Annotated in this window: 13 protein-coding genes; 10 read left to right on the forward strand and 3 right to left on the reverse strand. The window is 54.2% G+C overall.

Translation table 11 applies throughout. The features are described 5' to 3' along the window. Nucleotides 1-38: 38 nt before the first annotated feature. Nucleotides 39-12,065, reverse strand: a complete 12,027-nt coding sequence (locus ACSF8W_RS02750; protein WP_500844817.1) for a retention module-containing protein — start codon at nt 12,063-12,065, stop codon at nt 39-41. A 251-nt stretch (nt 12,066-12,316) separates the two neighbouring features. On the opposite strand from ACSF8W_RS02750, the gene ACSF8W_RS02755 reads away from it, so the two are divergent. The 7 genes from ACSF8W_RS02755 to ACSF8W_RS02785 all read left to right on the forward strand — a co-directional run bounded on the left by ACSF8W_RS02755 (nt 12,317) and on the right by ACSF8W_RS02785 (nt 22,292). Next, complete coding sequence (locus ACSF8W_RS02755; RefSeq protein WP_500844819.1) at nt 12,317-13,765, forward strand: HlyD family type I secretion periplasmic adaptor subunit; 1,449 nt, start codon at nt 12,317-12,319, stop codon at nt 13,763-13,765. A gap of 46 nt (nt 13,766-13,811) precedes the next feature. Continuing rightward, complete coding sequence (locus tag ACSF8W_RS02760; protein WP_500844998.1) at nt 13,812-15,128, forward strand: TolC family outer membrane protein; 1,317 nt, start codon at nt 13,812-13,814, stop codon at nt 15,126-15,128. Nucleotides 15,129-15,137: 9 nt separating this feature from the next. Further along, complete coding sequence (locus tag ACSF8W_RS02765) at nt 15,138-15,791, forward strand: OmpA family protein (protein ID WP_500844821.1); 654 nt, start codon at nt 15,138-15,140, stop codon at nt 15,789-15,791. Between the two features lie 2 nt (nt 15,792-15,793). Beyond that, nucleotides 15,794-16,591 (forward strand): transglutaminase-like cysteine peptidase, encoded by a 798-nt coding sequence (locus ACSF8W_RS02770; protein ID WP_500844822.1) that lies wholly within the window; start codon nt 15,794-15,796, stop codon nt 16,589-16,591. After that, nucleotides 16,588-18,588 carry a bifunctional diguanylate cyclase/phosphodiesterase gene (locus ACSF8W_RS02775; protein ID WP_500844824.1) on the forward strand — a complete coding sequence of 667 codons (2,001 nt, stop codon included), beginning with the start codon at nt 16,588-16,590 and terminating at the stop codon, nt 18,586-18,588. The genes ACSF8W_RS02770 and ACSF8W_RS02775 overlap by 4 nt, the downstream gene beginning before the upstream one ends. A gap of 82 nt (nt 18,589-18,670) precedes the next feature. Next, nucleotides 18,671-20,866 carry a type I secretion system permease/ATPase gene (locus ACSF8W_RS02780; protein WP_500844999.1) on the forward strand — a complete coding sequence of 732 codons (2,196 nt, stop codon included), beginning with the start codon at nt 18,671-18,673 and terminating at the stop codon, nt 20,864-20,866. 85 nt (nt 20,867-20,951) lie between these two features. Beyond that, the gene (locus ACSF8W_RS02785; protein ID WP_500844826.1) at nt 20,952-22,292 is read left to right on the forward strand and encodes a sensor domain-containing diguanylate cyclase; all 1,341 of its coding nucleotides are present in this window, start codon (nt 20,952-20,954) and stop codon (nt 22,290-22,292) included. A 47-nt stretch (nt 22,293-22,339) separates the two neighbouring features. Here ACSF8W_RS02785 and ACSF8W_RS02790 read toward each other — a convergent pair whose 3' ends face one another. Beyond that, a complete protein-coding gene (locus ACSF8W_RS02790) occupies nt 22,340-23,017 on the reverse strand; it encodes a YdcF family protein (protein WP_500844828.1) in 678 nt (225 codons plus the stop codon). Between the two features lie 26 nt (nt 23,018-23,043). Beyond that, a complete protein-coding gene (locus tag ACSF8W_RS02795) occupies nt 23,044-23,565 on the reverse strand; it encodes a M23 family metallopeptidase (protein ID WP_500844829.1) in 522 nt (173 codons plus the stop codon). Between the two features lie 224 nt (nt 23,566-23,789). On the opposite strand from ACSF8W_RS02795, the gene ACSF8W_RS02800 reads away from it, so the two are divergent. The 3 genes from ACSF8W_RS02800 (at nt 23,790) to ACSF8W_RS02810 (ending at nt 25,900) form a co-directional block, all read left to right on the forward strand. Next, nucleotides 23,790-24,617, forward strand: coding sequence for a hypothetical protein (locus ACSF8W_RS02800; RefSeq protein ID WP_500844831.1), 828 nt, complete (start codon nt 23,790-23,792; stop codon nt 24,615-24,617). Between the two features lie 183 nt (nt 24,618-24,800). Further along, nucleotides 24,801-25,058 (forward strand): hypothetical protein, encoded by a 258-nt coding sequence (locus ACSF8W_RS02805; protein WP_047874001.1) that lies wholly within the window; start codon nt 24,801-24,803, stop codon nt 25,056-25,058. A gap of 83 nt (nt 25,059-25,141) precedes the next feature. Beyond that, nucleotides 25,142-25,900, forward strand: coding sequence for an RluA family pseudouridine synthase (locus tag ACSF8W_RS02810; RefSeq protein WP_500844834.1), 759 nt, complete (start codon nt 25,142-25,144; stop codon nt 25,898-25,900). Nucleotides 25,901-26,016 lie beyond the last annotated feature (116 nt).

The following is a 26,016-nucleotide window of genomic DNA, read 5'->3' on the forward strand; positions in this document are numbered from 1 at the left end:
ACTGCCTGAGGCGGCTTACCATCTCCAAAAATAAACACTCAATCCACGATAAACACATTATTGGTAAAGAGTTGATTAATAATATCGGCCGAGGACGAGCCCGCCTCTAAACCCAAGCCAGCAACATCCACGTTCTCTAATACAATACCCTGGGTGCCTGCCGGATTGCCGCCACTGACGGTGGTGAGATCCAACCGCAGGCTGTCGGTGCTTTCCACGCTGGCGGTGATGTTATCGAGCAGGCGATCTAAATCGCTGCTGCCGTCATCCGGTAAAATTTCGGCGATATTGAGCTGATCCAGCCCCACTTCCATGTCTTTGACGGTGTCGGTCACGCTGGTGCCTGCGCCGCCCACATCGCCCGCCTGCCACACAAAGGTATCGGCCACGCCGTCTCCGGTGCCATTGCGGGTACCGCCCCATAAGGTATCGTTACCCGCGCCGCCAAACAGTTCATCGCTACCTGCGCCGCCCACCAGAATGTCATCGCCCAAGCCACCAAACAGCCGTTCGTTGCCGTCTGCGCCAATCACCAAATTGTCGCCATCGGCATCCCCTTCGCCCACCGCGTTGCCCGTCTCGGTTAGGTTATCCATACGCACATTGATAATTAACGCGGTCGATTCAGCCTGGCTGCCATCGCTTTCCTGAGAAATCGCTACCACGGTGAGCGGGTTGCTGCCTTGGGGCAAATTGGCAATGAACAGGTCATCCAACTGGGCGACGGGCACTTGCCAACTGCCGTCGCCCAAGTCTGTGCCCACTTCCGTGCCGCTGGCATTGACCAAACGGCCTGCGCCCAAATCGCGCACTTCCACCAGCAAGGTTTCATCCGCATCGGCCGCCGTGACGGCCAAGCCCAACAGCGGTACTAATACGCCCAGCGCGGCGCGGGTATCGGCCATTTGTGGCACCGCCAGTTCCAGTGTCGGCGGTTCCGGTTTGGGCGTCACCGTCACATTGATGGTGGTGGTGGCTTGCTGCGGCCCGCCGGATCCTACGTTGCCGTTATCATTGGCGACCACGGTGATCACGTCGTCCCCTTTGAAATCCGGCGCGCCCTGATACGTCACGCCGCTGGCAAGCAAGGTGTTAATCGCGGCCAAATCGCCACTCAGTGTCACATTGCCGCTGCCGTTATCGGTAATCGTCACGCCCGTGGTATCGCTGACGGTTAATGTGCCGTTGTTAGCACTCAAGGTTACGCTCATCACGCCGGTGCTACCCGCCTCATTAAAATCGACGTCACTCACGCTCAAACCAGCAATCACCAAGGCGGTGTCTTCTTCCACGGTTTGATCGCCAATGGTCGGCAGCACCGGTGCATCATTGACCGGATTGACGGTGACCGGCACGCTATCGCTGTCTTCTAAGGGGCCACCGATACCGGTATTGCCTTGGTCATTGGTGGTCATTTGCAGGGTGTCATCGCCGTTAAAATTGGCGTTGGGTTGATAATTTACCCCCGCCGTCAGCAAGGCGGTGAGGTTCGCCAGCGATCCTTCCAATACCAGAGTGCCGGTGCCGTCCCCCGTAACGGTAATACCTGTCGCCGGAGACCCAGAGGGCACCGACAGCACCCCGTTGTTGACCACCAGCGTGACCGTCATAGTCCCGACCGACACCTCGTCCACGTCCACATCACTGATGCGCAAGGTGTTAATCAGCAATACCGCATCTTCGTCCGTGGTTAATGAGGCTGGCACCGTATTTACCGGCGCATCGTTCACCGCTTCAATGTCTAGCGTGATGGTCTGAAACACTGCGAGGGCATCCGTCGCCACATTGCCGTTGTCCACCGCCCGAATCGCCAAATTCAGCTCACCGTTCCAGTTGTTGCTGTTGGCGTTGCCCGGAATAAAGGTCAGTGAAGCCAGCTGCGAGGCCTCGACCGTCACCAACCACACGCCGCCCCCTTGGTTCACGGCCGTCCCCGTTACGCCCGCCGGCAAGGCAATTTGGCTGGAATCCGGCACGTTGCTGATTTCCACCTGCAAGGTCTCTGGCGGGTTCTCAGTCACATTGCCCGCCGTGCCGGTGTAGCTGTTGGCATCATCCAGCGCTTCAATATTGAGCACCAATTCAATGGCCTGATCTTCCGAACCCGAGGCGGTCGGCGTAATGTCGGTATCTACCCCGTCGGCAATCGGGTTTACTTGCACCGTAAACGTCGCGCTGTTTTCTTCCGGTAATTCCAAGCTGTCTTCTTTGGAAAACACCACGATGCCCAGCTCTACCGAGCCACTGAAATCTTTGGGTGGGATCAGCCCCAGCCCTGCCAAATCAAACGAACTGCTACCCGCAGGCACCGATACACTCCACTCGCCGCCGCCGTTATTGGCCGCACCATCAATGATGAAGCCTTCCGGTACATTGACAATTTTCAACGACAGTATCGACTCGGAGCCGTCCACATCCACCACTTCACCGCGAATGCCATCGAAACTGATCGGCCCGCTGTCTTCGTCCCCTACGATGGGCGTATCGATACCAACGAAGTCCACCTCATCATTGACCGCTATCACCTCAAAGCTGATGCTGCCGTCAAAGGTCGCTGTGTCGGTTTGCTCGGGGACGCCCGAGGTTTGATCGTACTCGGCGGTATCGACGATGGTCAGTGCTACCCCCAATTCAATATCGCCACTGAAATCTTCCGGTGGCCGATAACGAATAGCCGCCAACTGGCTGGGATCGGTAATGGTCAAGGTGGTCACAGCCGTACCATCGGCGGTGAGAAAGGTGCCGCCCTGACTGCCCACCGTCAGCACCGCTTGCGAAATCGTTTCCAGCCCCGCCAAGGTGGTGGTACTGATATCGGCCACGCTGGCGGTGACATCCAAAATGATGATCCCGTCTTCATACGCAATATCGGGGTAAATCACCTGTGGGGTATCGCCTTCAATGGGCTGACGATCCGCATCTAACCCTTGAGTTTCCACCACGGTCAAACCGATTTCCGGCGCTCGGTTTGGGTCACCTGTGCGACTCGGCACATCCACCACCGGATCAATGCGCACGTCAATGGTGTCGGTCGCCTCTTTCACGTTCCCGCTGTTAATGTCGGTATTGACGTATTTCACGTCGAGCAAGAAATCCCCAGCGAAATCTTGCGGCAGGTTCAGCGTGATGCCGGAAAAATCAATCGTACCGTCGGCCGGCACCACCAGTTTCAGGACGTATTCGTTGGTGACAAAGTTAAAATCCATACCCGAAATCGACGCGCCAGACGGCAAACTGGCCGCACTGATCACCAGTGAAAACTCATCGTTCAGCTGATCATTGCCCGCCGTATCCAGCGACAAAATGCCGTTCAAATAATTAGCTAAATTGACGGCGTTATCTTCCGTGCCTGTGAGGATCACATCCTGTTGCACCACGATCGGTGCCGCCAGATCCAGATTCAGCGCATCCGTCTGAAAAATGATCTCTAACGTACTGTTCACCAGCACCACGACACTGGGCTCGGTATCGTCACTGAGATCTTGCACCTCGGCGGCCAGCGCCACATTCACCGCCCCTTCAAACCCTTGTGGCGCTAAGATCTGAATCGAATTTAAGCTGCCCTGCGGCACCGTCCAGCTGCCATCGCCATTATTGATCCCGCCGATGACGACAAAGTCGATAGACGGATCCGGAAAGGTAATGACTATCGACTGAATGACTTCATCACTGCTCGGGTCGAGATCGTCAAACACAATCTGCCCGTCTGAGCCCGCCGCCCCCGTCAAATCCAACGACCCATCCGTAGAAACGATACTGTCGACAAACTCCGGCTGACCTTGGTCATTGATGATTTGCACGCCCAGTTCGGCATCCGGTTCCACCACCGCGCGGATGATGACACTCAACGTCCCGTTTACCTCCTTGGTATCTGACGCAGGCGAGTCCACATCGTTCTCTTCGACTGTCACCTGTGTGGTGATCGCCGTCAGCCCGATGAGATTGAGATCCGAATCTTCCGGTGCCAGCAGTTGCAGTTGCGCGCCCGCCAACAATTGGGCCAACTGCGCCGCATCAATCACCACCGAGCCGCTGCCATCGACCACCAGCGGCGTGATCGTCCCGCCATCGTTAATGCGCAGCTGATAACCCGGCTGAATATTGCCCACCGTCAGGCCGGTAATGACTTCTTTGCTGTCGGTTAAGGTCGGTTGCCAATTGAGGGTAATGAATTGATCTTCCAGCCCGTTACTCTGGCGGGTGTAGTCTTCCACATCCACCACCGGCTCAATCTTGATGATCAACTGCAATTCAAATTCGCCCTGATCGCCATCGTTTTCGGTCACGATCACATTGGCATCCAACACGATATCTTGCGTGCTGTTCTCCGGTGGACGAATGGTAATGGCGACCGGTTGCCCCGGACTGCCGATGTCTTCGCCGCTGAGTTTCACTTCATAGCGCGGCAAGCCAGTGGCCGGATCAAAGCCGACAAACACCAGCGTCTGTTCATTGCCTTCCGCATCAAAAATGCGTGTGCCTTCTGGAATATTGGAGATCACAAACGTCAGAGTTTCAGATTCATCCAACGGCGCATTGACCTTCTCGCCCGAGACCAACGTGAAATCGAGCACCGCATCGCCATCTTCCTTGATGGTGGTTTCCAGCGCAGGCGGCGACGCACCATCTACCACCGTCCAGTTGGTACCGTCCAGCTCAAAATCCGGCTCGTCGACGACGCCGGTTAAAGCGATTTCAATGAACTGTGCCGCCGTCACAAACTCATCTTCCACGGTTTGGGTACTGCCGTCTTCCAGCGTGATATCAACCACGTCTTTCACCACGCCTTCGACCTTGATGCGAAAATCCACATTGCTTTCCGGCACCGGAATGAGCTGCACCTGATCAAGGTCTTCAAACAGAATTTCGTACACCCCGTTACTGTCCGGTGTCAGTACCGTACCGTTTTGCATCAAGGTGGCGCCAGCGGGCAATTCCGACAAGCGCACATACAGGGTTTCCACCCCGAAATCGTCATCGGTGTCGTCTAATTCAGTCAGGGTAATGAGTGGTGCCAAGGCGATGGGTTCGTCTTCTAAGCCGCTGTCTCGGCGTACTTTCAGTTGGGCTTCATCGGCCACGGGCAGCACGTTCACCAGCAGGTTTTCGATCGTCTGTGCCGTTTCACTGCCGGGCACAAAATGGCCTTGCTCGCGGCTTTGTGCAGTCAGCGTGAGGCGTATATCGCCACTGAAATTGTCTATCGGATCCAACGCCACACTGCTGGCGGCCGACACCGGCACTTCAAACACCCCTGGCGAGACTTCGGTGATCCCTTCGCCGATGATCTGGCCTTCCCCTTGAGTGATGGTGATGAAATAGGTCAACACTTCAGAGCCGTCGGTGTCTTTCAGCGCGGCTTGGAAGGACTCAGCCAGGCTGATATTGGGACCGTCTTCTTCCCCGTTGCCGAAGTACACCACGGTTTCAGGGGCAAAAATCGGCGGATCGGCAATACCCAGAATGTCCACGGTCAAGGTGCCGGACTGCAACGGATGATCCACCCCGTCAGCGGTGATAATCTGCGCAGTGACAGTAAAATCGATCTTATTACCCGGCTCGGCAAAGGTGGAATAGTCTTCATCCCCGACAAAAGTGACGCCTTGCAACTGGAACACGCCGTCGCCATCCGGATCGGTAAAGGCGGCCGCTGGGATCAGCACTTGCGCCGGCGAAGAACCCGTCACGGGCGTCAACAGCGTGCCGTTGAGATAAAAATCGCCATGCGGTTCGGCAGGTAAAATAATGAACACCTCACCGATTTGCTCGTTACGATCCCCGTCACCGATATCTATCGACATGGTAATCGGCAAGCCTTGAGCGGGATCGGTAATCGAACCATCCGCGTCCCGTCCCTGATCTTCTTCGCCATTGGCCGGCAGCACCACCAGCTCGGGCTCTTCATCGGTAATGGTGATGGTCAGCGTGCTTTGGCTGGTGTCGTTATCACCGTCCGTCACCTCAAAATCCACGTTCACCACAATGGGGGCGCCGCCGTGATCCACATCCGGCAACGAGGCAAAAAACACATTCCCTTCCGGCGAGATAAACAACTGCCCTAACAGTTGCCCGTCCTGATTCACATCGAACGGAAAAAAGCCCTGCGGGTTGGGCGTGCCGGTTAAGGTTTGTCGCTCACCATTGATGATCACCGCAGTCACGGCGGCATCGTCTGCCCCTTCTTCGCGCACCGTCAGCACATCAAGCGTGGGGGTCGTGCTGCCTTCTTCCACCGCCGGAAACGCCGTATCTTCGGTTTGTGGCACATCGTCATCCACCGTGATCAGCAAATTCACCGGCGCACTCAAATCCCCATCCTGATCTTGCGCTTGCACCGCAAAATCCATCGTCAATTGGGTATCGTTCTGGGGCTGCACATGATCCAACGCGCCCAGCAAGGTGAAGGTGTAACTGCCGTCGGCACGCAACACTAACGTGAAAATCGGCACGCCATTGACCTGTCCGTCATAACGCTGTGAGGTAGCGGTACTGGCTGCGCTGTTGAACACCAACAACACCTGCGTGCCCCCCGCCGTCAGCGTGCCAGCATTGGCAGTGTTAAAGGCAGCAACATCCACCTGATAAGCAATGATGGCATCCGATCCGGTATTGAATGACAACTGGCCGGATGCGGTTTGCTCTGTGCCGGACGGGTTCGACCCGGGATGGAAATTGCCGCCGGTATCAATATCACTTTCTTTGACCAATAACGGGGGAATACCGTTGATCACCGGATCCACCCCATCGGTAATGGTGGTGGTGATCAACGCCGGTGTGGTCAGGCTATCACCATCGGTGTCCTGCACTTGCACCGGCAAATCAAACACAATGGTGTCATTGAGCTGGCGCACTAAGCCGGTATCGTTGGTGCCGTTGTGATCCAGCGGCGTAAATTGGGTTACCGTGGTGCTGACGTCCACCTGTCGGCCATCACTGTTTTGCGTGGCCGTCAGTACCGCCGTCAAGACTACTTCGCCGCCTCCCTCTCCCGTGGCCGTGAGCGTTAATGTGCCGACGCCGCTGTTGCCATTAGGGGCAGCCGTCCACGTGGCGACAACCGCATTGCCACCGGCGGTCACTTCGGCAGCAAATTCATTGAGTAAGTTGGCGATCTGTACAGGATCGAGGGTGATCGTAGCGGGGTTAAGACGATCCACGCCCGCCGCAATCGTGATCTGGCTACTGCCGGACACCGGATAGCCCACGGTCGGCGGTGACGGTGACAAATCCCCTTCGGTAAAGGCAATCTCCGCTGTGTTGCCGCCCGCCGGATCAGTACCATCGGTAATGGTGACGGTGATCACGCCTTGCGCGGTGTCGCCGTCACGATCGTCCACCGTGACATTGAGTGCCAGCGTATTGAGATTATCGATGGGTTGGTCCAACGGCTGCGACTGCGTGACGCTGTAACTGCCATCAATGCCGATCGTGATGGTCAGCACCACAATGTCCGGTTGATCCGCCCGCACCACGGTAATTTGCCCACCGCTCCCTACACTGGATACTGTTACAGAGGTGGCAAAGCCGTTGCTGGTCAGGCCGGTTAAGCTGGGCTGCGAGGGCGAGAAGAACACCGCCACCACATCATCACTGCCGCCCACCACTGCAATGGTGCCATTGCCTGTCGCGTTCCCGTCATCCCCCTCATTCAGCGCCACACCGGAATCGTCACCGAAAGCCGGTTCATCACCATCAGTGATCGTTAAGGTGATTTGGCCGGTGTTGGTGTCGCCGTCATCGTCCGTCACCACCACGTCCAGCGGTAGGGTAATTGTGTCATCACTGAGGTGATCCAAATTATTGGTCAAGGTCAGGGTGTAATTGCCGGTTGGCGTCATGACTACGGTCAGCACTGGCACACGCGTGCCGTTCTGCTCAATAAAGCCATTCAGAGTATTGCCCCCAACCACTTCTATTTGTACCGGCTGGCCGTCACTGAACAGATCATCAAACGCCGATTGTTCGGCCGCAAACGTAATGGCCGCCACGGCATCGCTGCCGACATTCACGTCAATCTGACCATTGAGCGTGGTATTGAGATCCGCCGTTTCATTGGCGGTAATGCCGCTGTCGGTCAGCAATTGCGGAATGGGACCATCGACACTGGTGGCGGTGACGGAAACGGGCGTTGTCAGCACATCGCCGTCTACATCCTGCGCCTGCACCGGTAAGCGCAGGACGATTTGCTCGCCGTTAACGCTGACAAATCCGGTGTTATTGCCGTTGAGGTTATGATCCAGCGGCGCGCGCTGCACCCACATCAGGGCCAAGTCCACATCCTGCCCGTTACTGGCTTGTGTGGCCGTCAGTGTCAGGGAAACCACTTCTGTGCCATTGGCTAACGCACCGGATAACAAGCCACTGGCCGGATCATAGGTGAACGTCAACGCGGCACCGCCAGCGGTAATTTCCGCATTCAGCTCTGCGAGGATCGCCGCGACTTCCGTTGGCGTGATTTGTACACTCTCAGGCAGTAAGCGATCCGAGCCAGCAGTGAGCACATCGCTTTGCGTGGCTGTGGCGGGATAATCACTGTTGCCTGCCTCATTGACCAAATCCGGCTCCACCAAGGCCACCGCGACGGTATTGCCTCCTGCCGGATCATCCCCGTCAGTGACGGTAATGGTAATTTCACCGGCAGCCTGATCGCCGTCGTTATCGGTGATCACCACGTTCACAGGCAGCGGAATACTGTTTGAGTCGGGAGCTGTGCCGGTGTGATCCAAGGTGCCGAGCAACACCACATCAAACTGGCCGCTGGTATTGATGCTCACTGTCAGTACGGCATTACCCGCACCGTCTTCCAGGCGCAGTTCTGAGCCGGCCGGATCCCCCGCCGACACCCAGCTCAAGGCATTGCCGTCACTGGTGGCAGACACCGCAGGCTGATCGGCTGCAAACAACAAAGACGCGATCGCATCACTGCCCACGTCAATGCCAATGGTGCCACTGACCGTTTGGTTGGCATCTTGCGTTTCATTAACGGTAACGCCCGCCCCTTCACCCAAGGCAGGCAAAGCCCCATCGTTGATGGTGACGGCCACGGTGGAAGCCGACAGCAAGTTATCGCCGTCGCTGTCGGTCGCCATGACGGGCACGGTAAAGGTCATCGCATCGGTGTTACTGGTGAAATACGGTGAGGTGGCGATATCAAGGTGATCCAGAGGCAGGAATTGCGTGGTCACGAGCGTGACTTGCACATCATTGTCTGACGTGACCAGACCGGACGTTGCTTGTACCGCAGAGAGTGTCATGGTTAACACTGGCGAGCCATTTTGCAATGCCACACTCAGCATGCCGGTCGCGGCATCAAAAGTGACAGTCACAGGTTGACCACCGGAGGTGAGGTTGTTTTGCCAATCAGCGATCAAGGCACTGAGCTGGGCAGGATCGAGCGTGACGGATTCGGGCAACAAACGGTCGGCACCTGCTGTGATCACCCATTGGGTAGAGACGGTGCTGGGATAGCCGCTGGCATTGCTGTTTCCGTCGGGGTCTGGGGCTGGATCCGGCTCCACATTGAGCGCTGTCGCGGTTTCTCCGCCACTCGGATCCGCCCCGTCAATCAAGGTCAGCGTGATTTGACTTTCGCTGCTGTCACCATCGTTATCGGTCACTCGTACGGTCACGGGTAACAACACCTGATTGGTGTCGACCGGTTGGTCAAACGCATCGGTCATCACCACGGTATAGGTGCCGTTTTCGGCTATCGTCACCGTAAAAATGGCTTGTGCCGGATCGTCTGGATTGGGAGAGCCGGATTCCTGTGAGAACAGCGTCAGTGTGTTGTCATCAACCTGATACGTGACGGGCCGTCCGTTGCTGGTCAGGCTCGCGACCACCGCCGCCAAGGCATCATTGTCGACAAACACCACGCTGTCGATGGCATCGCTGCCAATATCCACCGGTATGCTTCCGGTGGCCGAGCTGATAGGCGGGTTTTCACCGCTGCTACCGCTGCCTGGCACATTATCCGGATCGGTAATGCTTGCGCCGGAATCATCCCCAAACGCAGGGATCACGCCATCATTGATAGTCAGGGTAACGACCACCGGAGCATCAAGGAAATCCCCATCGGTATCATTGGCTTGTATCGGCACGGTGATAACAATTTGCTCGCCATTCACCTGCACAAAGCCACCGCTATTGCCTGATCCACCGCCAGCCCCTCCACCTGAACCATCGGAAAGATGATCAAGGGGCAATAATTGCGTCAATGTGGTGGTCACCACCAAATCTTGCCCATTCGTACCTTGCACAGCTTCCACGGTGATCTGCACGGCGGCATCACCGTTCGCCAAGCGGCCAATTAATACCCCAGTGGCCGCGTCATAGGTAAAGGTGAGCGGTTGCTGACCGGAACCCACCTCACGAGTCAGCTCGGCCAATAAGGCTGCCAGTTGCTGGGTATCAATGGTCACGGTATCGGGATCGAGTCGATCGATACCGGCGGTGACATCAATGGCGACCGTACCAATGGCAGGATACTCATTGGGGACTAAGTCCGCTTCTGTGATGGTGATTTCACCGGTTTCGCCTCCCGGCGGGCTGTTGCCATCAATGGTGATCACCAGTAACTGACCGCGGGTGCTGTCACCATCAAAATCGGTGGCGATCACGCCCAAGGTTAACTCTAAATTGGCTCGCACTAACTGATCGATAGGCTGAAACAAGGTCGCCACATAGCTGCCATCGGTGCTAATCGTCACAGTGAGTACCTGCTCACCCCGACTATCCACCAGCAACAACTGATTGCCGGACAGCTCTACCGTGGTGGCAAACCCGTTACTGGTCAGCCCGTCTAAATCGGGCTGCTCGGGGGTAAATACCATGGTGTCGATGGCATCACTGCCGAGATCGAGCGGAATGCTTCCGTCGACAGGAATACCCAGAAAATCCGCTTCATCAATCACGGTACCGCTGTCTGTCCCCAATTGTGGGTCAACACCATCCAAGATATTCACCGCCACGGAAACAGGCGTATCAAACGGGTTACCGGCCAAGTCTGCCCCTTGCAACGGCAAATCGACGGTTAAGGTATCGTTTTGAGTATGATCAATGGGTTGGGACAACACCGTGGTCACCGTGATGGTCACATCCCGCCCTGCCCCTTCGGTTTGCACCGTAAAGGTGACGACGGTACTGCCTGCGACTGCGCCCGATGAGGAATCCGACGCCAACACGCCAACAATGGCATTGCTGGCCGCATCAAAGGTGAATGTCACCGCCTGCCCGCTGGACGTAATGGTCTGATTCAGTGTGGCGAGCAATGCCGGTAATGCACTGGCATCAAAGGTAATGGAGCTGGGATCGAGCGGTAACGAACCCGCACTGACAATCACACTGGTACTGGCTTCTGTTGGATAGGTGTTGGGCTGCAAGTCCCCTTCGGTGAGCTGCATGGTGCCGCTTTCACCGCCAGCAGGTGCAAACAAGGGGGGAATGTCATCATCGCTGACACGCGTCGCAGGCGTATATTGGGTATCAAAGCCGGCCTCGGCTAACGTGGCATCCCCGTCATAGGCAATCACCACAAAGCCGGCATTGGCGGTATCGCCACCAGAGCCTCCAGCACCGCCGCCTGCACCACCCGCCGCTGGTGCTTCTAGCAGTTCGCTCGGATCGCCCCCAGCCAAGATCAGCGCTTCCAAGGCATCCAAATCCACATCGGCCAGTGCGCCGCTTTGCAGATCATACGGCAGTGCATCTAATTCATTGACCAAGAAAGCCTCTGCCTGCTCACTGGCAGAAGGGGCAACCAATACACAGGTCGGACACGGCCAATCCATCAAAACCGGTTCGCCGTTGACCATCATCATGTACTTGGCGTGAGCTTGAGCGAAAATCACCCGATCGCTGGGCACCGTCATATATGCCGGACTGACCGCAGACTGGGCATCCGGCGCCGCTTCAGAAGCCGGAGGCGGAGCCGTGACCGCCAGCACGCGGCCATCCCGTTGCGGCAGGTAGATCTCCCCGCTTTCCACGTGCAGGGTGAGTGATGATGAAGACGCATCCTTGTTGTCGACAACGGTAGGTGTGAGCGATGAAAGCAAATCAGCCATAGCGCGTCTCGTGACCAGAGGAATGACACACGTGTGAAAACGTGAATCCCCTTAGTGTAGTCTCACCAGCAAGCCGCCTTTCAAAACCAATAATCCGTTCTCAGCTTTTAGAATTCCCATTCTCGGCACGCTGTCTTTTTCTTGGCTTACCTAAGCTCAGGGCAATAAGCAGGATGCCTCACACGCAGAGGGACACCGGCCTTGGGTTGAAGGTCATCGCCACACGTTGAACACACAATATTGGTCAAACCATGAAAACGCCCAATCCCGTGACGCCGTCAACACCAACACCGCACGCCCAACGTCGCGCGGCCCCTGTCGATCCGGCACTGCTGGCGTATGCTGACGACACCCAAGCGGCCTTTTTGCAGCATGCGCCCCGTCGCGCGCGGGCACTGTTGTGGGTGGTGGTGATATTCATCGTGACAGCCGGGGTGTGGGCATGGCAGGCACCACTGGAGCAAGTGACGCGGGGACACGGCAAAGTGATCCCGTCTTCTCAGCGGCAAGTGGTACAGAATCTCGAAGGGGGCATCGTGAAAGCCATTTTGATCGGCGAAGGGGAAACGGTGCAGGTAAACCAGCCGTTGATGCAGATCGACGACACCCGCTTTCGCTCCGATGCAGAAGAGCGCAATCAAGATCTGGCCGGATTAGAAGCCGATGCCATTCGCCTGCGGGCGTTATTAGCCAGCGTCACGACCACCAAAATGGCGCCTAACACCCTCGCCCGGGCTTGGCGTAACTCCATCGCCCTGCAACCCACAACACTGCATTTTCCGGAGACCCTGCGCCAACACCATCCCGCCCTAGTGGCGCGCCAGCAGGCAGAATTTCGTGACAGCCTCGCCAGCTTGGATAACCAGTTGTCGGTGATCGCGCAGCAAATCAAACAAAAAGTGCGCGAGCGGGATCAAGCCAAAGCCCGCCTGAGCAACCAACGCCACAGTTTTGCGCTGGCGAACGAAGAGTACACCATCACCAAACCCTTGGCCGATGAAGGCGTGGTGCCAAAAGTCGAACTGCTCAAACTCAAGCGACAGGTCAATGATGCGCGGCGCGAAATGACCAACAGCCAGTTACACATTCCGGCCCTGCAAGCCGCCATCCAAGAGGCTATCTACAAACGGTTAGACATTGCCCTGAATTTCCGCTCAGAAACGCAAGCCGAACTGAACCAGACCGCCGACAAACTCGACGCTCTGAGCCAGACCCACATTGGCTTACAAGACAAAGTGTCGCGCACCGTAGTGACCTCCCCCGTCAACGGCACGGTGCAGAAAATACACATCAACACGGTGGGCGGCGTGATACAGCCAGGGATGGATTTGATCGACATTGTGCCCAATGAAGATGCGCTGATCGTGGAAACCAAAATCGCGCCGAAAGACATCGGCTTTCTGCGTCCCGGCCTGAAAGCTATTGTCAAATTCACCGCCTACGACTTTACCCAATACGGCGGCCTGACCGGCACACTGGAACACATCAGCCCCGATACCTTGGTCGATGACGAAGGCAACAGTTACTACCATGTTCGGATCCGTACCGACCAGCCGCACTTTACCGATGCAAACGGCACCATACTGCCGATTATTCCGGGCATGACGGCCTCTGCCGATGTGATCACCGGTCAGCAAACCGTCTTGCAGTATCTGCTTAATCCGGTGCTCAGAGCACGCCAAACGGCACTGAGGGAGTAACGCTATGTCTGTCTTCCGCCACCCAGCAGCTTTACCTATTCTCGCGATGCGCCCATCGCTGATCGCCCGTGTCATTCGCGTACCGTTGCTCTGCGCCAGCCTGATCCCAGCGACGGTACAGGCACAGTCCCTCGAACAGGCGGTGGCAGACACGCTGGCCACCAACCCCGAGATCAAACGTGCTTACAACACCTTCATGAGCCGCAATGAAGCCACGCGATCCTCGGTAGGGGATTATTTGCCGAGTGTCGATGTCTCTGCCGGCGCCGGTTATGAAGATTACGATAACAGCACCAACAGCACCGGCGATTACGAGCCATTGGACGCCACCATCAGTTTGCGCCAGTTGATTTGGGACGGCTCCATCACCTACCACGACATTCAGCGCAACAAGGCCGAAGCGGAAGCCCAGCGTTACCAACTGCTGGCCGATGCACAAGACAAAGCCCTGCGCGTGACCGAGCTGTACCTCGATATTCTCGAAGCGCAGGAAGTGTTGATCCTGTCGCAGAACAATTTCGCCGTACATGAACGGATTTTCGCCGACATCAAAAAGCGCACCGATTCGGGCATTGGCTCGACAGCGGATTTGGCACAAATCGAAGGGCGACTGGCCCGCTCGCACGCCAACATGATCGCCGCAGGCAATAACCTGCAAGACAAAAAAAGTGAATTTATTCGCGTGGTAGGCAGCCCGGCCATTCAGCTGGAAAAACCGGAAGTGGATCAGAACTATTTGCCTGCCACCTTATCGGACGCCATTGCCCGTGCCACCGACAACAACCCGGTGCTGTCTGTCGCCAAAAATGACATTGATGCGGCGCACTACCAATACAAGCAAACCAAAGGCAATTTCTACCCCACCTTTGAGCTGGAGGCCTCGCAAGAATGGGGCGAAGATTTGGACGGCACCCCCGGCCACACGGACGAATTCAAAGCCGGCATTCGGGTGCGTTACAACCTCTACAACGGCGGGTCAGATATGGCGAACAGTCGGGAAGCGGCCTATGAACTGAGCCAATCGAAAGATGTGCGGGATCGGGCTTATCGCCAACTGGAAGAAAGCACCAAGCTGGCGTGGAGCAGCATGGAACTCGCCCTGAATCAGACCCTGTTTTTACAACAACATGTGGATGCCTCAGCCCGCACGGTGATCGCCTATGAAAAACAATTTCGCATCGGCAAGCGCACGTTACTGGATGTGCTGAACACCGAAAACGAGTTGTTTGATGCGCGCAAATCGTACTTGGATGCGCACTATGCGGGCATTTTAGCCCAATACCGCGTGCTCAATGCCATCGGCCAACTGCTGGATGAAATGCGGGTGGATGTGCCGTCACAATGGTCAACGCCGGTACGCTAGGAGGAGAGAATGCGACCACTATCATTCAGACAATCCACACAAAAGGCACGACGACTGACGGGTTTGCTCAGCCTGTGGCTTTGCATGTTTATGCTTCTCTCAGGATGCAGTTTTGAGGCGGAAGCCCCGCCAGTGGCCGACCAGTCGCGGGATTTACTGGATGATGACGGTGATGGGGTCATCAATGCCCGCGACCGCTGCCCGAATACCCCGCATGCGGCCATTGTCGATAACAACGGTTGCCCGACCATTGTCGAGCGTAGCGATGACACCGAATTACACATTCTGTTTGCTAACGATTCCACGGTGATCCCCGCTGAGTATCTGCCGCAAATAGACCACATGGCCGCGTTTTTAGCGGCGTACCCTGACACCCATATTGAACTCAAAGGCTATGCCAGCCAAGTGGGTGCTCACGACTATAACGATGCGTTATCGAAGCGCCGCGCCGAGGTGGTGCGGCAACACTTGATCGCCTTGGGCGTTACCCCTGCCCGGATCCGTACCGTCGGCTTTGGTGATACCCAACCCGTTCCTGCTGCCAGTGAAGAGGAATCCCATACGTTGAGTCGCCGAGTGACCGCCCGTGTTCGGGGCGAGCGCGGCAGCGTACTCAATGAATGGACCATCTTCTCGCTGCGCACCGAGTCAACGGAGCCCTAACCATGATGACTTTCTTTTCCAACTTAATCACTTGGCTCATTTTGCTGGTGCTGTGGCTCTCTGCCAATGCGGCAGAAGCTGTCACGCCCTCCACGAAGACGCTCAGCCCGGAAGAACAACAAAGCGTACTACGGGTACAACTGGCCTACGGCGATCCCGCCAGCCAACGAGTGATCCACTGGCGACAACTGCTCACTGAAGTGAAAAACCAAGTGAAAACACAAGTGAAAACCGAACAGACCAAGCCGGCTGACCAATACCTGCTGCAGTCGGTCAATCAGTTCTATAACCGCTTGGTATTCTTAGACGATCCCATAGTGTGGGGCAAAGAAGATTACTGGGCCACCCCGCTGGAGTTTTTAGGGGTCGGTGCCGGCGATTGTGAAGACTACAGTATCGCCAAGTATTTTTCCCTGCGTGAATTGGGTGTGGCGGATGACAAGCTGCGCCTGATTTACGTGAAAGCGTTACAACTGAACCAGTTCCACATGGTGCTGGCCTATTACCCGACACCGGCGGCCGTGCCTTTGCTGCTGGATAACCTCACCCCGCAGATTTTACGCGCCACAGAGCGCCGTGACTTACAGCCCATCTACAGCTTCAACGGCAGCCAATTGTGGTTAATGAAACAACGCGGCGAAGGGAAAGCCGTCGGCCAGGCCCGTCAGATCAAAAAATGGGAACAACTGCGTGATCGCTTTCGTCGCCAAGAACTGGCCCAACCCGTGATCACCCCGTACACGTGGTTGCCCCCTCGCGTCTTGCACCCAAATAATGCACCGGAGATCCTGCGCGCATGACCCTGTATACCCGCTTGTTCCTTTGGCTACTGTTATTATTCGTCGCCCTGCTGGCGGTGATTTTTTACAGCCAACTGAACAGCACTCGGGACTTTTTGATTGAACAACAAAGTGCCGAACTCGATAACGCCGTTCAGGCCATCGGCTTGCCGCTATCACACTACATCGAGAGTGGTGACACGGTCGCCATAGAAACCGCCGTGAATGCGGTGTTTGACGGCAGTTATTACCAACAAATCACCTTAAAGATTTTCGAACCTGAAGCCGAGATCACCCGCCAATACCCGGCCAGTCCCGATCACGTTCCGGCTTTCTTTGAGCGGTGGATAGATATCCCCACCCTGACCCGCAACACCACCCTCACCAGTGGCTGGCTGCAACTGGGTACGCTGTCTGTCACTACCCAACCGGCCATGGCTTACAACAAACTGTGGCAAAGCAGCATCAACCTGCTCTACACCTTTACCGGTTGTTTATTGATTGGCTTACTGCTCCTCAAAACCTTGCTCGACCGTTTGGTCAAACGTCCGCTCAGTGAGTTAGAAGCCCATACTCAACGCATCGCCAACAACGATTTTGGCTCACCACTTGAACCGCCTGCAACCCGAGAATTACACACCGTGGTCACCGCGTTTAATCACATGAGTAAACAACTAGAGGCACACCAGACGCAACAAGCGCAGGAAGCCGATGTGCTGCGCAAACGCGCCTATCAAGATCCGGAATCCGGTTTGGGTAACCGCCGTTGGATATTGTTGCAACTGGACGAAACACTACCGACAGATATGCAAGGCGGGCTGATCATGATCAAAGCCAATGCGATTCAGCATTTGCGCCATGCCAATCGCTATGAGCAAGCCGCACAACTAACGCAGGCATTGGGAAAAGCACTCAATCAAGCCGCCATACAAGCCGCCATACAAACCACTGTGCAGACCCAGCGCACCATCGCATGTTGCCATGTCGGGCGGCTCAGTCACTCTGAGTTTTTGTTGATCATCTTTGATGCGGATACCGATGCCCTGCTGACACTGGCTCGCACGTTGGTTGCCGATCTCACCGCCATTCAACACACACTGGCGCTGGATGTTGAAGGGCATATCAGCGCAGGCATTGTGACGCATCACACGGCGACTGCCACGCCTGACACGTCAAGCGCACACCATTCTCGTGCCCTCAGCGTGCCACAACTGCTGGCACAATGTGACAATGCCCTTAGCTTGGCGCAACAACACAGCGATCACGTCGCCATCATCGGCAATGATCTGCATGTGGAACAACACCAATGGGGAAAACAGCAGTGGTGGGAATTATGTCAACAAGCAATGGCCGACCACACCATTGAGGCCACCTATCAAACCGTGTATTTGCCCACCGGCCATAACGTACACAAAGAGTTGTTCACGGCGATTAACCGCCAAGGCAAAACCTACCGGGCCAGCCAATTTTTACCCGCATTAGAAGCCCTAGGAAAAACCACCGCGTTTGACTGCCATGTCATCGCCATGACGGGACAATCACTGTCGAACCTGTCGGCCTTCATTGCGGTCAATATCGCCAACCACACCTTGCAAGACGGCGTCTTCTTACCTTGGTTGGATGACTACCTGCGCGAGCATCCAACCTTGAGTCAGCAACTCATTTTTGAGCTTCCGGAAAGCATTTTTATCCATGCGCCCCGCGTCGCACAGGCACTTTGCCAATTACTGGATAAACACCATTTCACCTATGGCATCGACCACTATGGCTCGCACTTCAACTCGGTCAGTTACCTGCGCCATTACCACCCGCGCTATGTCAAACTCGACTTTGCCTATACCCGCCGACTGGAGGATGACGTGCAAAAAGATGCCCTGCTCGCCCTTACCCGCAATGCCAAACACCTGGGCATAATGACCATTGCCACTCGGGTGGAAACGCATACGCAACGTCAAACCCTGACGGCATTGGGCGTCGACGCCATGCAGGGCTTTGCGATGGAGCCACGCCATGACTGATACCTCTTTTTCTGATGATCGCCCTAACGAATGTCCCGACAGCGCACATTCAGACCCGTCGCACGCCACACATGCCGGTGCAATGCATGCAGACCCGCTATTACAGGCCCTAATCATCGTCTGTCGCCATTATCAATTGCCGACCTCACCGGACAGTTTGCTGGCAGGGTTACCGCTCCAAAACGGCATTTTACCGCCCCATTTATTGGTGCAGGCGGCCAACAATGCAGGATTCGACGCCACCGATTGCGCCTTCACGGTTGCCCAGTTTACGCCCATGTTATTGCCGCTGGTGGCGCAACTGGCCGACCAACATGCCTGTGTCATTTTAGCGGTAGATAGCGAGCACGAGCAGCTATTGATTTCGCCCACGCCCGCCTTACCGTCGCAGTCGCAGTCGCAGGACACCGCTGCAAAAGCATCGCAAGATGACGATGACGCATACTGGGTCAGCTTTTCAGCCTTTGATGATCAATTTCAGCAACGGGTTTTCTTGCTTAAACCGCAATTTCAGTTTGATGACCGCAGTGCCGAACCCCATGAGAAAAACGGACGCAATGCGGCGAAAAACCATTGGTTTTGGCACACCTTATGGCAATCCAAAGGGATCTATCAGGATGTGTTGATTGCCTCTATCTTGATCAACCTGTTTGCCATTGCGACCCCGCTCTTTACCCGTTTGGTGTACGACAAAGTGGTGCCCAATCAAGCCTTTGATTCGTTGTGGGTGCTGGTCAGCGGCATGGCGATCATCTTTGGGTTTGATTTACTGCTTAAAGGGCTGCGCAGCCACTTTCTCGACATTGCGGGTAAGAAAGCCGACTTGCTGATGTCATCGGCCATTTATCGCAAAGTCATGGCGATTAAACTGGCCGCCAAACCGCCGTCTGTCGGTGCTTTTGCCCGTCATTTGCAGGAGTTTGAATCCATTCGTGACCTGTTCACCTCGGCCACGGTTGCGGCCTTGATTGACTTGCCTTTTGCCTTGCTGTTTTTGGCTGTGATCGCCGCCATTGCCGGCCCGTTGGTGTGGGTGCCCGTTATCGCCATGGTGCTATTAGCGCTCTTTAGCTGGCTGATCCAACGGCCACTGCGCGCCAGCATCGAACAAGGATCGAAACTGTCCAGTCAGAAACACGCTAACCTGATTGAAAGCCTCGCGGGATTAGAAACCGTGCGCCAACAAGGGGCGCAACACCACTTTCAATACCAATGGGAACAAGCCATCGCGCACATGGCCAACTGGGGTGTGAAATCCCGCCGCTTAACCGATGCGCTCAACCATTGGTCAGGCTTTACCCAACAAACCGTAACCGTGGCAGTAATTGTGGTGGGGGTCTATTTGATTGCCGCCGGACAGTTAACGGTCGGCGGCCTGATTGCGGTGTCGATGCTCACCAGCCGTGCCATTGCGCCAATGGTGCAACTGGCCCAACTTTCGACCCGTTACCAGCAAGCAACCTCCGCCTACGCCATCATCAATGACATCATGGCGATGCCGGAAGAAGTGACACCTAACCGCCACTACCTCGACAAGCCAGATCTCACTGGCACTATGGCCTGCGAAGATGTGCACTTTGCCTATCCAGCGGCTTCAATGTCGCTATCTAACGGTACCATGCCCCCTCGTCCCGTACTCAACGGGATCACTCTGTCGGTTGCTGCAGGCGAGAAAGTGGCGATTATTGGCAAAATCGGCGCGGGCAAATCGACCCTGCAACGCTTGTTGTGTGGCCTGTATTCCCCGTCCGGTGGTGCCGTGCGATTTGATCACACCGACATTCACCAGTTACACCCTCTGGCGCTGCGGCGACAAATCGGCTGTATGCCGCAAGACGTGACCCTGTTTTACGGCAGCATTCGAGACAACATCACGCTCGGGCACCCACAAGCGTCTGACGCCAGTATCTTGCAAGCGTGTGAACAAGCCGGCGTCACCCGCTTTACCCAACACGCGCCCGACGGGTTAGATCGCCAGGTGGGTGAAGGCGGACTGCAACTCTCCGGCGGACAGCGACAAGCTATTGGTCTGGCCCGCGCCTTGTTGCGCCAGCCGAAAATATTGATTTTGGATGAACCCACCAGCCAAATGGATAACGCCGCAGAATTACACGTAAAGAAACACCTTATGGGGTTAGATGATACCCACACCATTGTGCTGTTTACGCACAAAACCAGCTTGTTAGACGCAGTTAGCCGCATTATCGTGATTGATAACGGCACAGTAGTCTTGGATGGGGACAAAAACCGCGTACTGGCACAGCTAAAACATGCTTAATAGGCACACAAGTGCATGAATACCTTTCTCTCATGTGCTGAAAACGTTATTATTAGCCACAGTGCTCAATAAAAAATAAAAAGAAATGCCAGTAAAACATAACCCGAAGTATTGCTTCATTGCCTTTAACTTCACATTAATTGCAACAATCATATTCAGCTACTTATATTTTGAACATTATAGTGACAAATATTCGCATGTAAGTCATACCTTTGAATCAAACAAGGCACAGGTCTATCTGTTTTCAAAGTTTATTTCACAAGTTGCGGATAACACACCGAAACAACATGTCCAGTTTACGGGGAATATCTATAGTAGCGATATTGAAAAAGCGATGAACAATGATGTCATCAAATCAATTTATGATGAATCACAAAAAATCTATAAACATAAACCCTCTTGGTTGTCTTTGTTTGATTTAATTTATATCAAACTGCATCCCTATAACACGATTATCTCATCAAGACCGATGCACTTCTTAGAACAAGGGAGTTATGACATTAAGTATCTGTTCACAGAGGAATATTGTATAAAGTTTCGTGCTTGCACCAATTACACTCATTCTGCTGACTTAAATGATGATCTTATTTTCAGTGAGCCTCACATTGATAAAGATACCAATATTTTAACAATTACTTTAATTTCCCCTATTTATCTTCATGATAAGAATATTGGTGATGTACAGACTGATATTCATTTATCAGAAATTCATATGACGTCATTAGCCCATTTTTCGTATCGTATGGAAAATGGCATGTTGTATCTGAATTTGCACAATTTTACCGAGTCAACCGCCTTCTCTCAGCAGATGACGTTCCCGATCGACAGCAATGCCACCATGGTGATCTATATTTCCTATCTGCCTATTGTGCTGTTCTGTTTGGCATCGGCCTTTATGTTTGGCTCTTTTTTCTATCTGGTTGCACTGTATAACAGGAAAAAAACCGTCCAATCAAAACTCGAACGTGACAGCATGACGGATGAACTAACAGGATGCTATAACCGGAAAATACTCACATCCAAACAATTGAAAAAGCGGCTGGCGACATCAAAGAGTCACGTTCTCATTGCCCTTGATGGTAACAAGCTCAAACAGATCAACGATAGCTACGGCCACACCATGGGCGATTTAGCCATCACTCATATTGCGAAAACGCTGCAAGACAACTTTACGGATGAAGACATTGTGATTCGCCACGGCGGGGATGAATTTATCGTGGTGGCGATCAACGACAGCCTACTCAACATCCAAAGAAAACTGGATAAGGTACACAGCGCACTCGCCACCACGCCCGTTCAAGATGCAATTTTCGTCAGCCTCTCAGCCGGTATGGCAGCATTTGATACTTATGACGCCCTGAACAGCGCCATCCATGATGCGGATATGGATTTATACCGCCACAAAAAGCGCCAACACAGTGAATAAGTAGAAACAAGCGGGATTCACCGATTGTGTGGATCCCGTATTGAACATTAACCAAACCACACATACCCCAAGTAATACTTGGTTTCAGACCACAACATCTTCGCTTTAGCTTTCACGCTTTGATAACGGGTCGTGGGTGTGGGAGAGGGTTTGGCCTGCAACCCCAAATCGACCGCCATGCGCATAGCGCGTTTCATGTGCAGTGGATCGCTGACAATCAGCACCGTCTGGACACCCGCTTCGACGATCACAGGTTGGATGAACCGCAAATTTTCACGGGTATATTTTGAACGCCCTTCCAGCAAAATAGCCGACGCAGGCACACCGTGCGCGATAGCGTACCCTTTTGCCACCTGCGCTTCCGATTGGGTATCCCCCGCACCAACGCCACCAGTGAAAATCAAGGTATTAACCCGTTGGTGCTGATACAACCAGATCCCGTGTTTGATCCGTTCTTCAAACACAGGTGAAGGTTGGCCATCCCATACTGCAGCACCCAACACAATCGCCGCATCGGCCAAGGGCGCTGTATTGGTTCTGATTTTGGTCTTGGTCTTGGTCTTGGAGTCAGCTTTGTTATGAGTCTTGATATCGACATCACGCACTAAATGGGAGGAGGCGGTTAAGGTGCGCTCGCCATACCACGCAATGCTGCCTGCCACGTAGCCGACATAACTCAGCAACAAGATCCCCAGTACGATAGCTACTCGTATTATGCGTTTCATACCATGCATCGATTAACCCTGCCCCATTAACCCTGACAGCGTTCAAATGCCTTGGCAGGATCGAGATAAAACATCTTCTTCCAGCCTTGGGTTTGTGTGGTGATCAACCATGGGTAAGGCACCACGCTCAATACCGAATAATGTAAGTGCGCCGGCTTGCCTTTGGCATTGCCCGTTTGGCCTACCGTCCCCATGATCTCACCGGCCGATACCCAATCGCCCACCGACACCGCACCGGATGCCATGTGCGCGTAATAATGCACCCGCCATTTGGGACCCAGCACCGCCGCCACGTTGCCGCCTTTCGGTAACTGGCCGGCATACAGCACCAACCCGCTGCTGGCCGCGATCACGGGCGTGCCTTGCTTGGCGAAAATGTCGATCCCCTTGTGCGTCCCTGACGATCCCCACGGTTCATACCAAAAGGTTTCGTGATTCCAATCATTACACTGCGCATTTTGTACGGGGATCATTGTTGTAGCAGGTATCAGCAATCCAGCCGCCAATACGCTTCCGACGCCCAGTGCTAACCGTTTCTTCCATGCCATGCCTAATTTCCTTTGCCATCTATCGCCTGCGCTATCCGGCCATTATGCGTATGGTGGTTGTGTGGTGAAAAGCAAAGCACAAAGTTTCTTATCACAAGATGAACTGACTCGCACTTGTTCACATCTCTCTTCCCCCCCCTTCTCTTGATCGCACTATGTATAAAACAAGGCACTCGCATCCGTCGCATGACCACATGAATGTAAGCACAGAAAGGAAATAACACATGAAGAAAGGACTGGTTGCCCTCACACTGGGATTCGCTGTCCCCGCCATGTCGCTAGCAACGGAAATCTGGGATGAAAGCACCGTCTATACGGCAGGCAGCCTGATTAGCCATCACGGTAACACCTTCGTGGCTTCACACCGAAATCAGGGCAACGCCCCCGAAGTGAATGATTTCGTCTGGGATGGCTGGCTCTATACAACCAAAGACACCATTGATATTTATGATCATGAGACCGCCTACCGTGTGGGAGACATCATCGATTTTAAGGGACGCGTCTATGTCGCTCAGTGGCCGATAAAAGGTGAATATCCCCATCATGCATCTTCCTCATGGCGACAGCTCGTTAATGTTGATCTCACTCCTGCCACCTCTCCCATCACAGATACCGTTCCCAATGACAATCCGAAATCTCTTGAGACCGTTCGCGGGCTAGATAACGATGGCGACGGTATTCGTGATAGCTACAAACAGGCGGTATTAACCCAATATGACAATCCCGTTTTTGTTCAAATGGCGCTCAGTATCAGCCATGAATACGATGATCTTTACAGGATTGTCCTTGATGACACCATCGCGATATCACCGAAAGAGGCCGCCCAAAAGCTCAACAGTATTACCGCCTTTGAAGCCTGTACAAAATACCTGTTCAGAGAAGGTATCATTCAAGATTCCCCACTTACTCTGTTCGCCAATACCATTTATCGCGCACTCTACTACCGTTTAGGCACCAATCGTCTGTTTGCCCGCACGAACGATGATTTGGATGCCCTTCAGACGTTTGACCCTCCCTGTCCGGCATCTTTAAGCAAGGACATGAAGGACTGAAGAACACCATCACTGCATCAGGTTATAACGGGAAATGTAAACACGGGTGGCGGCGACGCATCACAGGATGACGCCACTCGCAATTGTACAAAAATCAACCACACATCAACTACACACCCAGTCTCCATACCCTGTTGAGATATATAGTGAAAGTAGAATGGCATTCGATTGGATGGAGGCAACATGGACGTTGTTAATGACATCGTGTACGTGATTTTTACCGCTAAATTTATGATGTATTGGCCTGCGATGCGGTTTGATCCGCAACCGAAGTTCACCCGCACCATGGCGACACTGATGATTGGCAGTGTGCTGTGTCGCCTTTACACCGACTTTCTCTTTCTTGCTTTGCTGCTCAGCGTTTATGGCCTGGTGCTGTATTTCATTCAATGCCATGTGTGGATGCAATATGCCAAAGCGAAGTCAGAGAATCCGCATTGAGTCATCGAACAAAGCGGTAGCCAACGCCCCTAACAACACTATAATCAGGGCCTTTCTTTGTTATTGCACTAGGCCCCCCTTATATGTCGACATCTGACGCGTCTATCTCGAGTGAAATCATTGATCATTTTGTGGCACCAACGTGCCAGGGTCGCGTCGAGATCCTGTATCAAGATGATGATATTTTATTGATTAATAAGCCCAGTGGGTTACTCAGTTTATCCGGCAAAAATCCGCTGAACTGGGATTCCGTGCATTACCGTTTAGTGAACGGCCAAAGCACAACCCTGACAGAAAAGGCAACACCGGCATTTACAGAGGCCAAGTTGCCACATCGATTAGATCTCGGCACATCCGGCATTATGGTGGTGGGACTTAACCCTGCGGCCTCAAAAAGTCTGAATCAGCAGTTTCAAGCTCGAACCGTGAAAAAGCGTTACCTTGCGATGTTAGCAGGCTGGGTGGATACGGACTGCGGCCAAATCTCTGCACCCATCGCCAAAGATGCCGCCCTGTTTCCTCGCGTGAAGATTTGTCACGAGACAGGCAAAAGTGCCATCAGTGAGTATCAGGTTATCGAGCGTTTGGATAGCCCAGCAAGAACGTTAGTGCAATACAGCCCGGTGACAGGCCGTACTCATCAACTGCGGATCCACAGCCTTGAGTTTGGCCATCCTATTTTAGGCTGCGATCTTTATAACACCCCAGAATCGCGTACCTACTTGGATGCGGATAACACACTTTTCCATACCACGCGGTTAATGCTGCATGCCAGTGAGATTGACTTTATTCATCCGGCGACCGGCGAGCCTATGCATGGGCATTGTCCGAGTCCGTTTTGAATGATCGGCAATGTGATTTAACCTACAACCGACATGCACCCACGCATTTCAACCTTGATGATATGCTGGGTGGGATGTCGGAACATCAACACTACGTGGCCGCAAGGTGTACCTGT

Source organism: Photobacterium sp. 270122K (genome assembly GCF_059941365.1).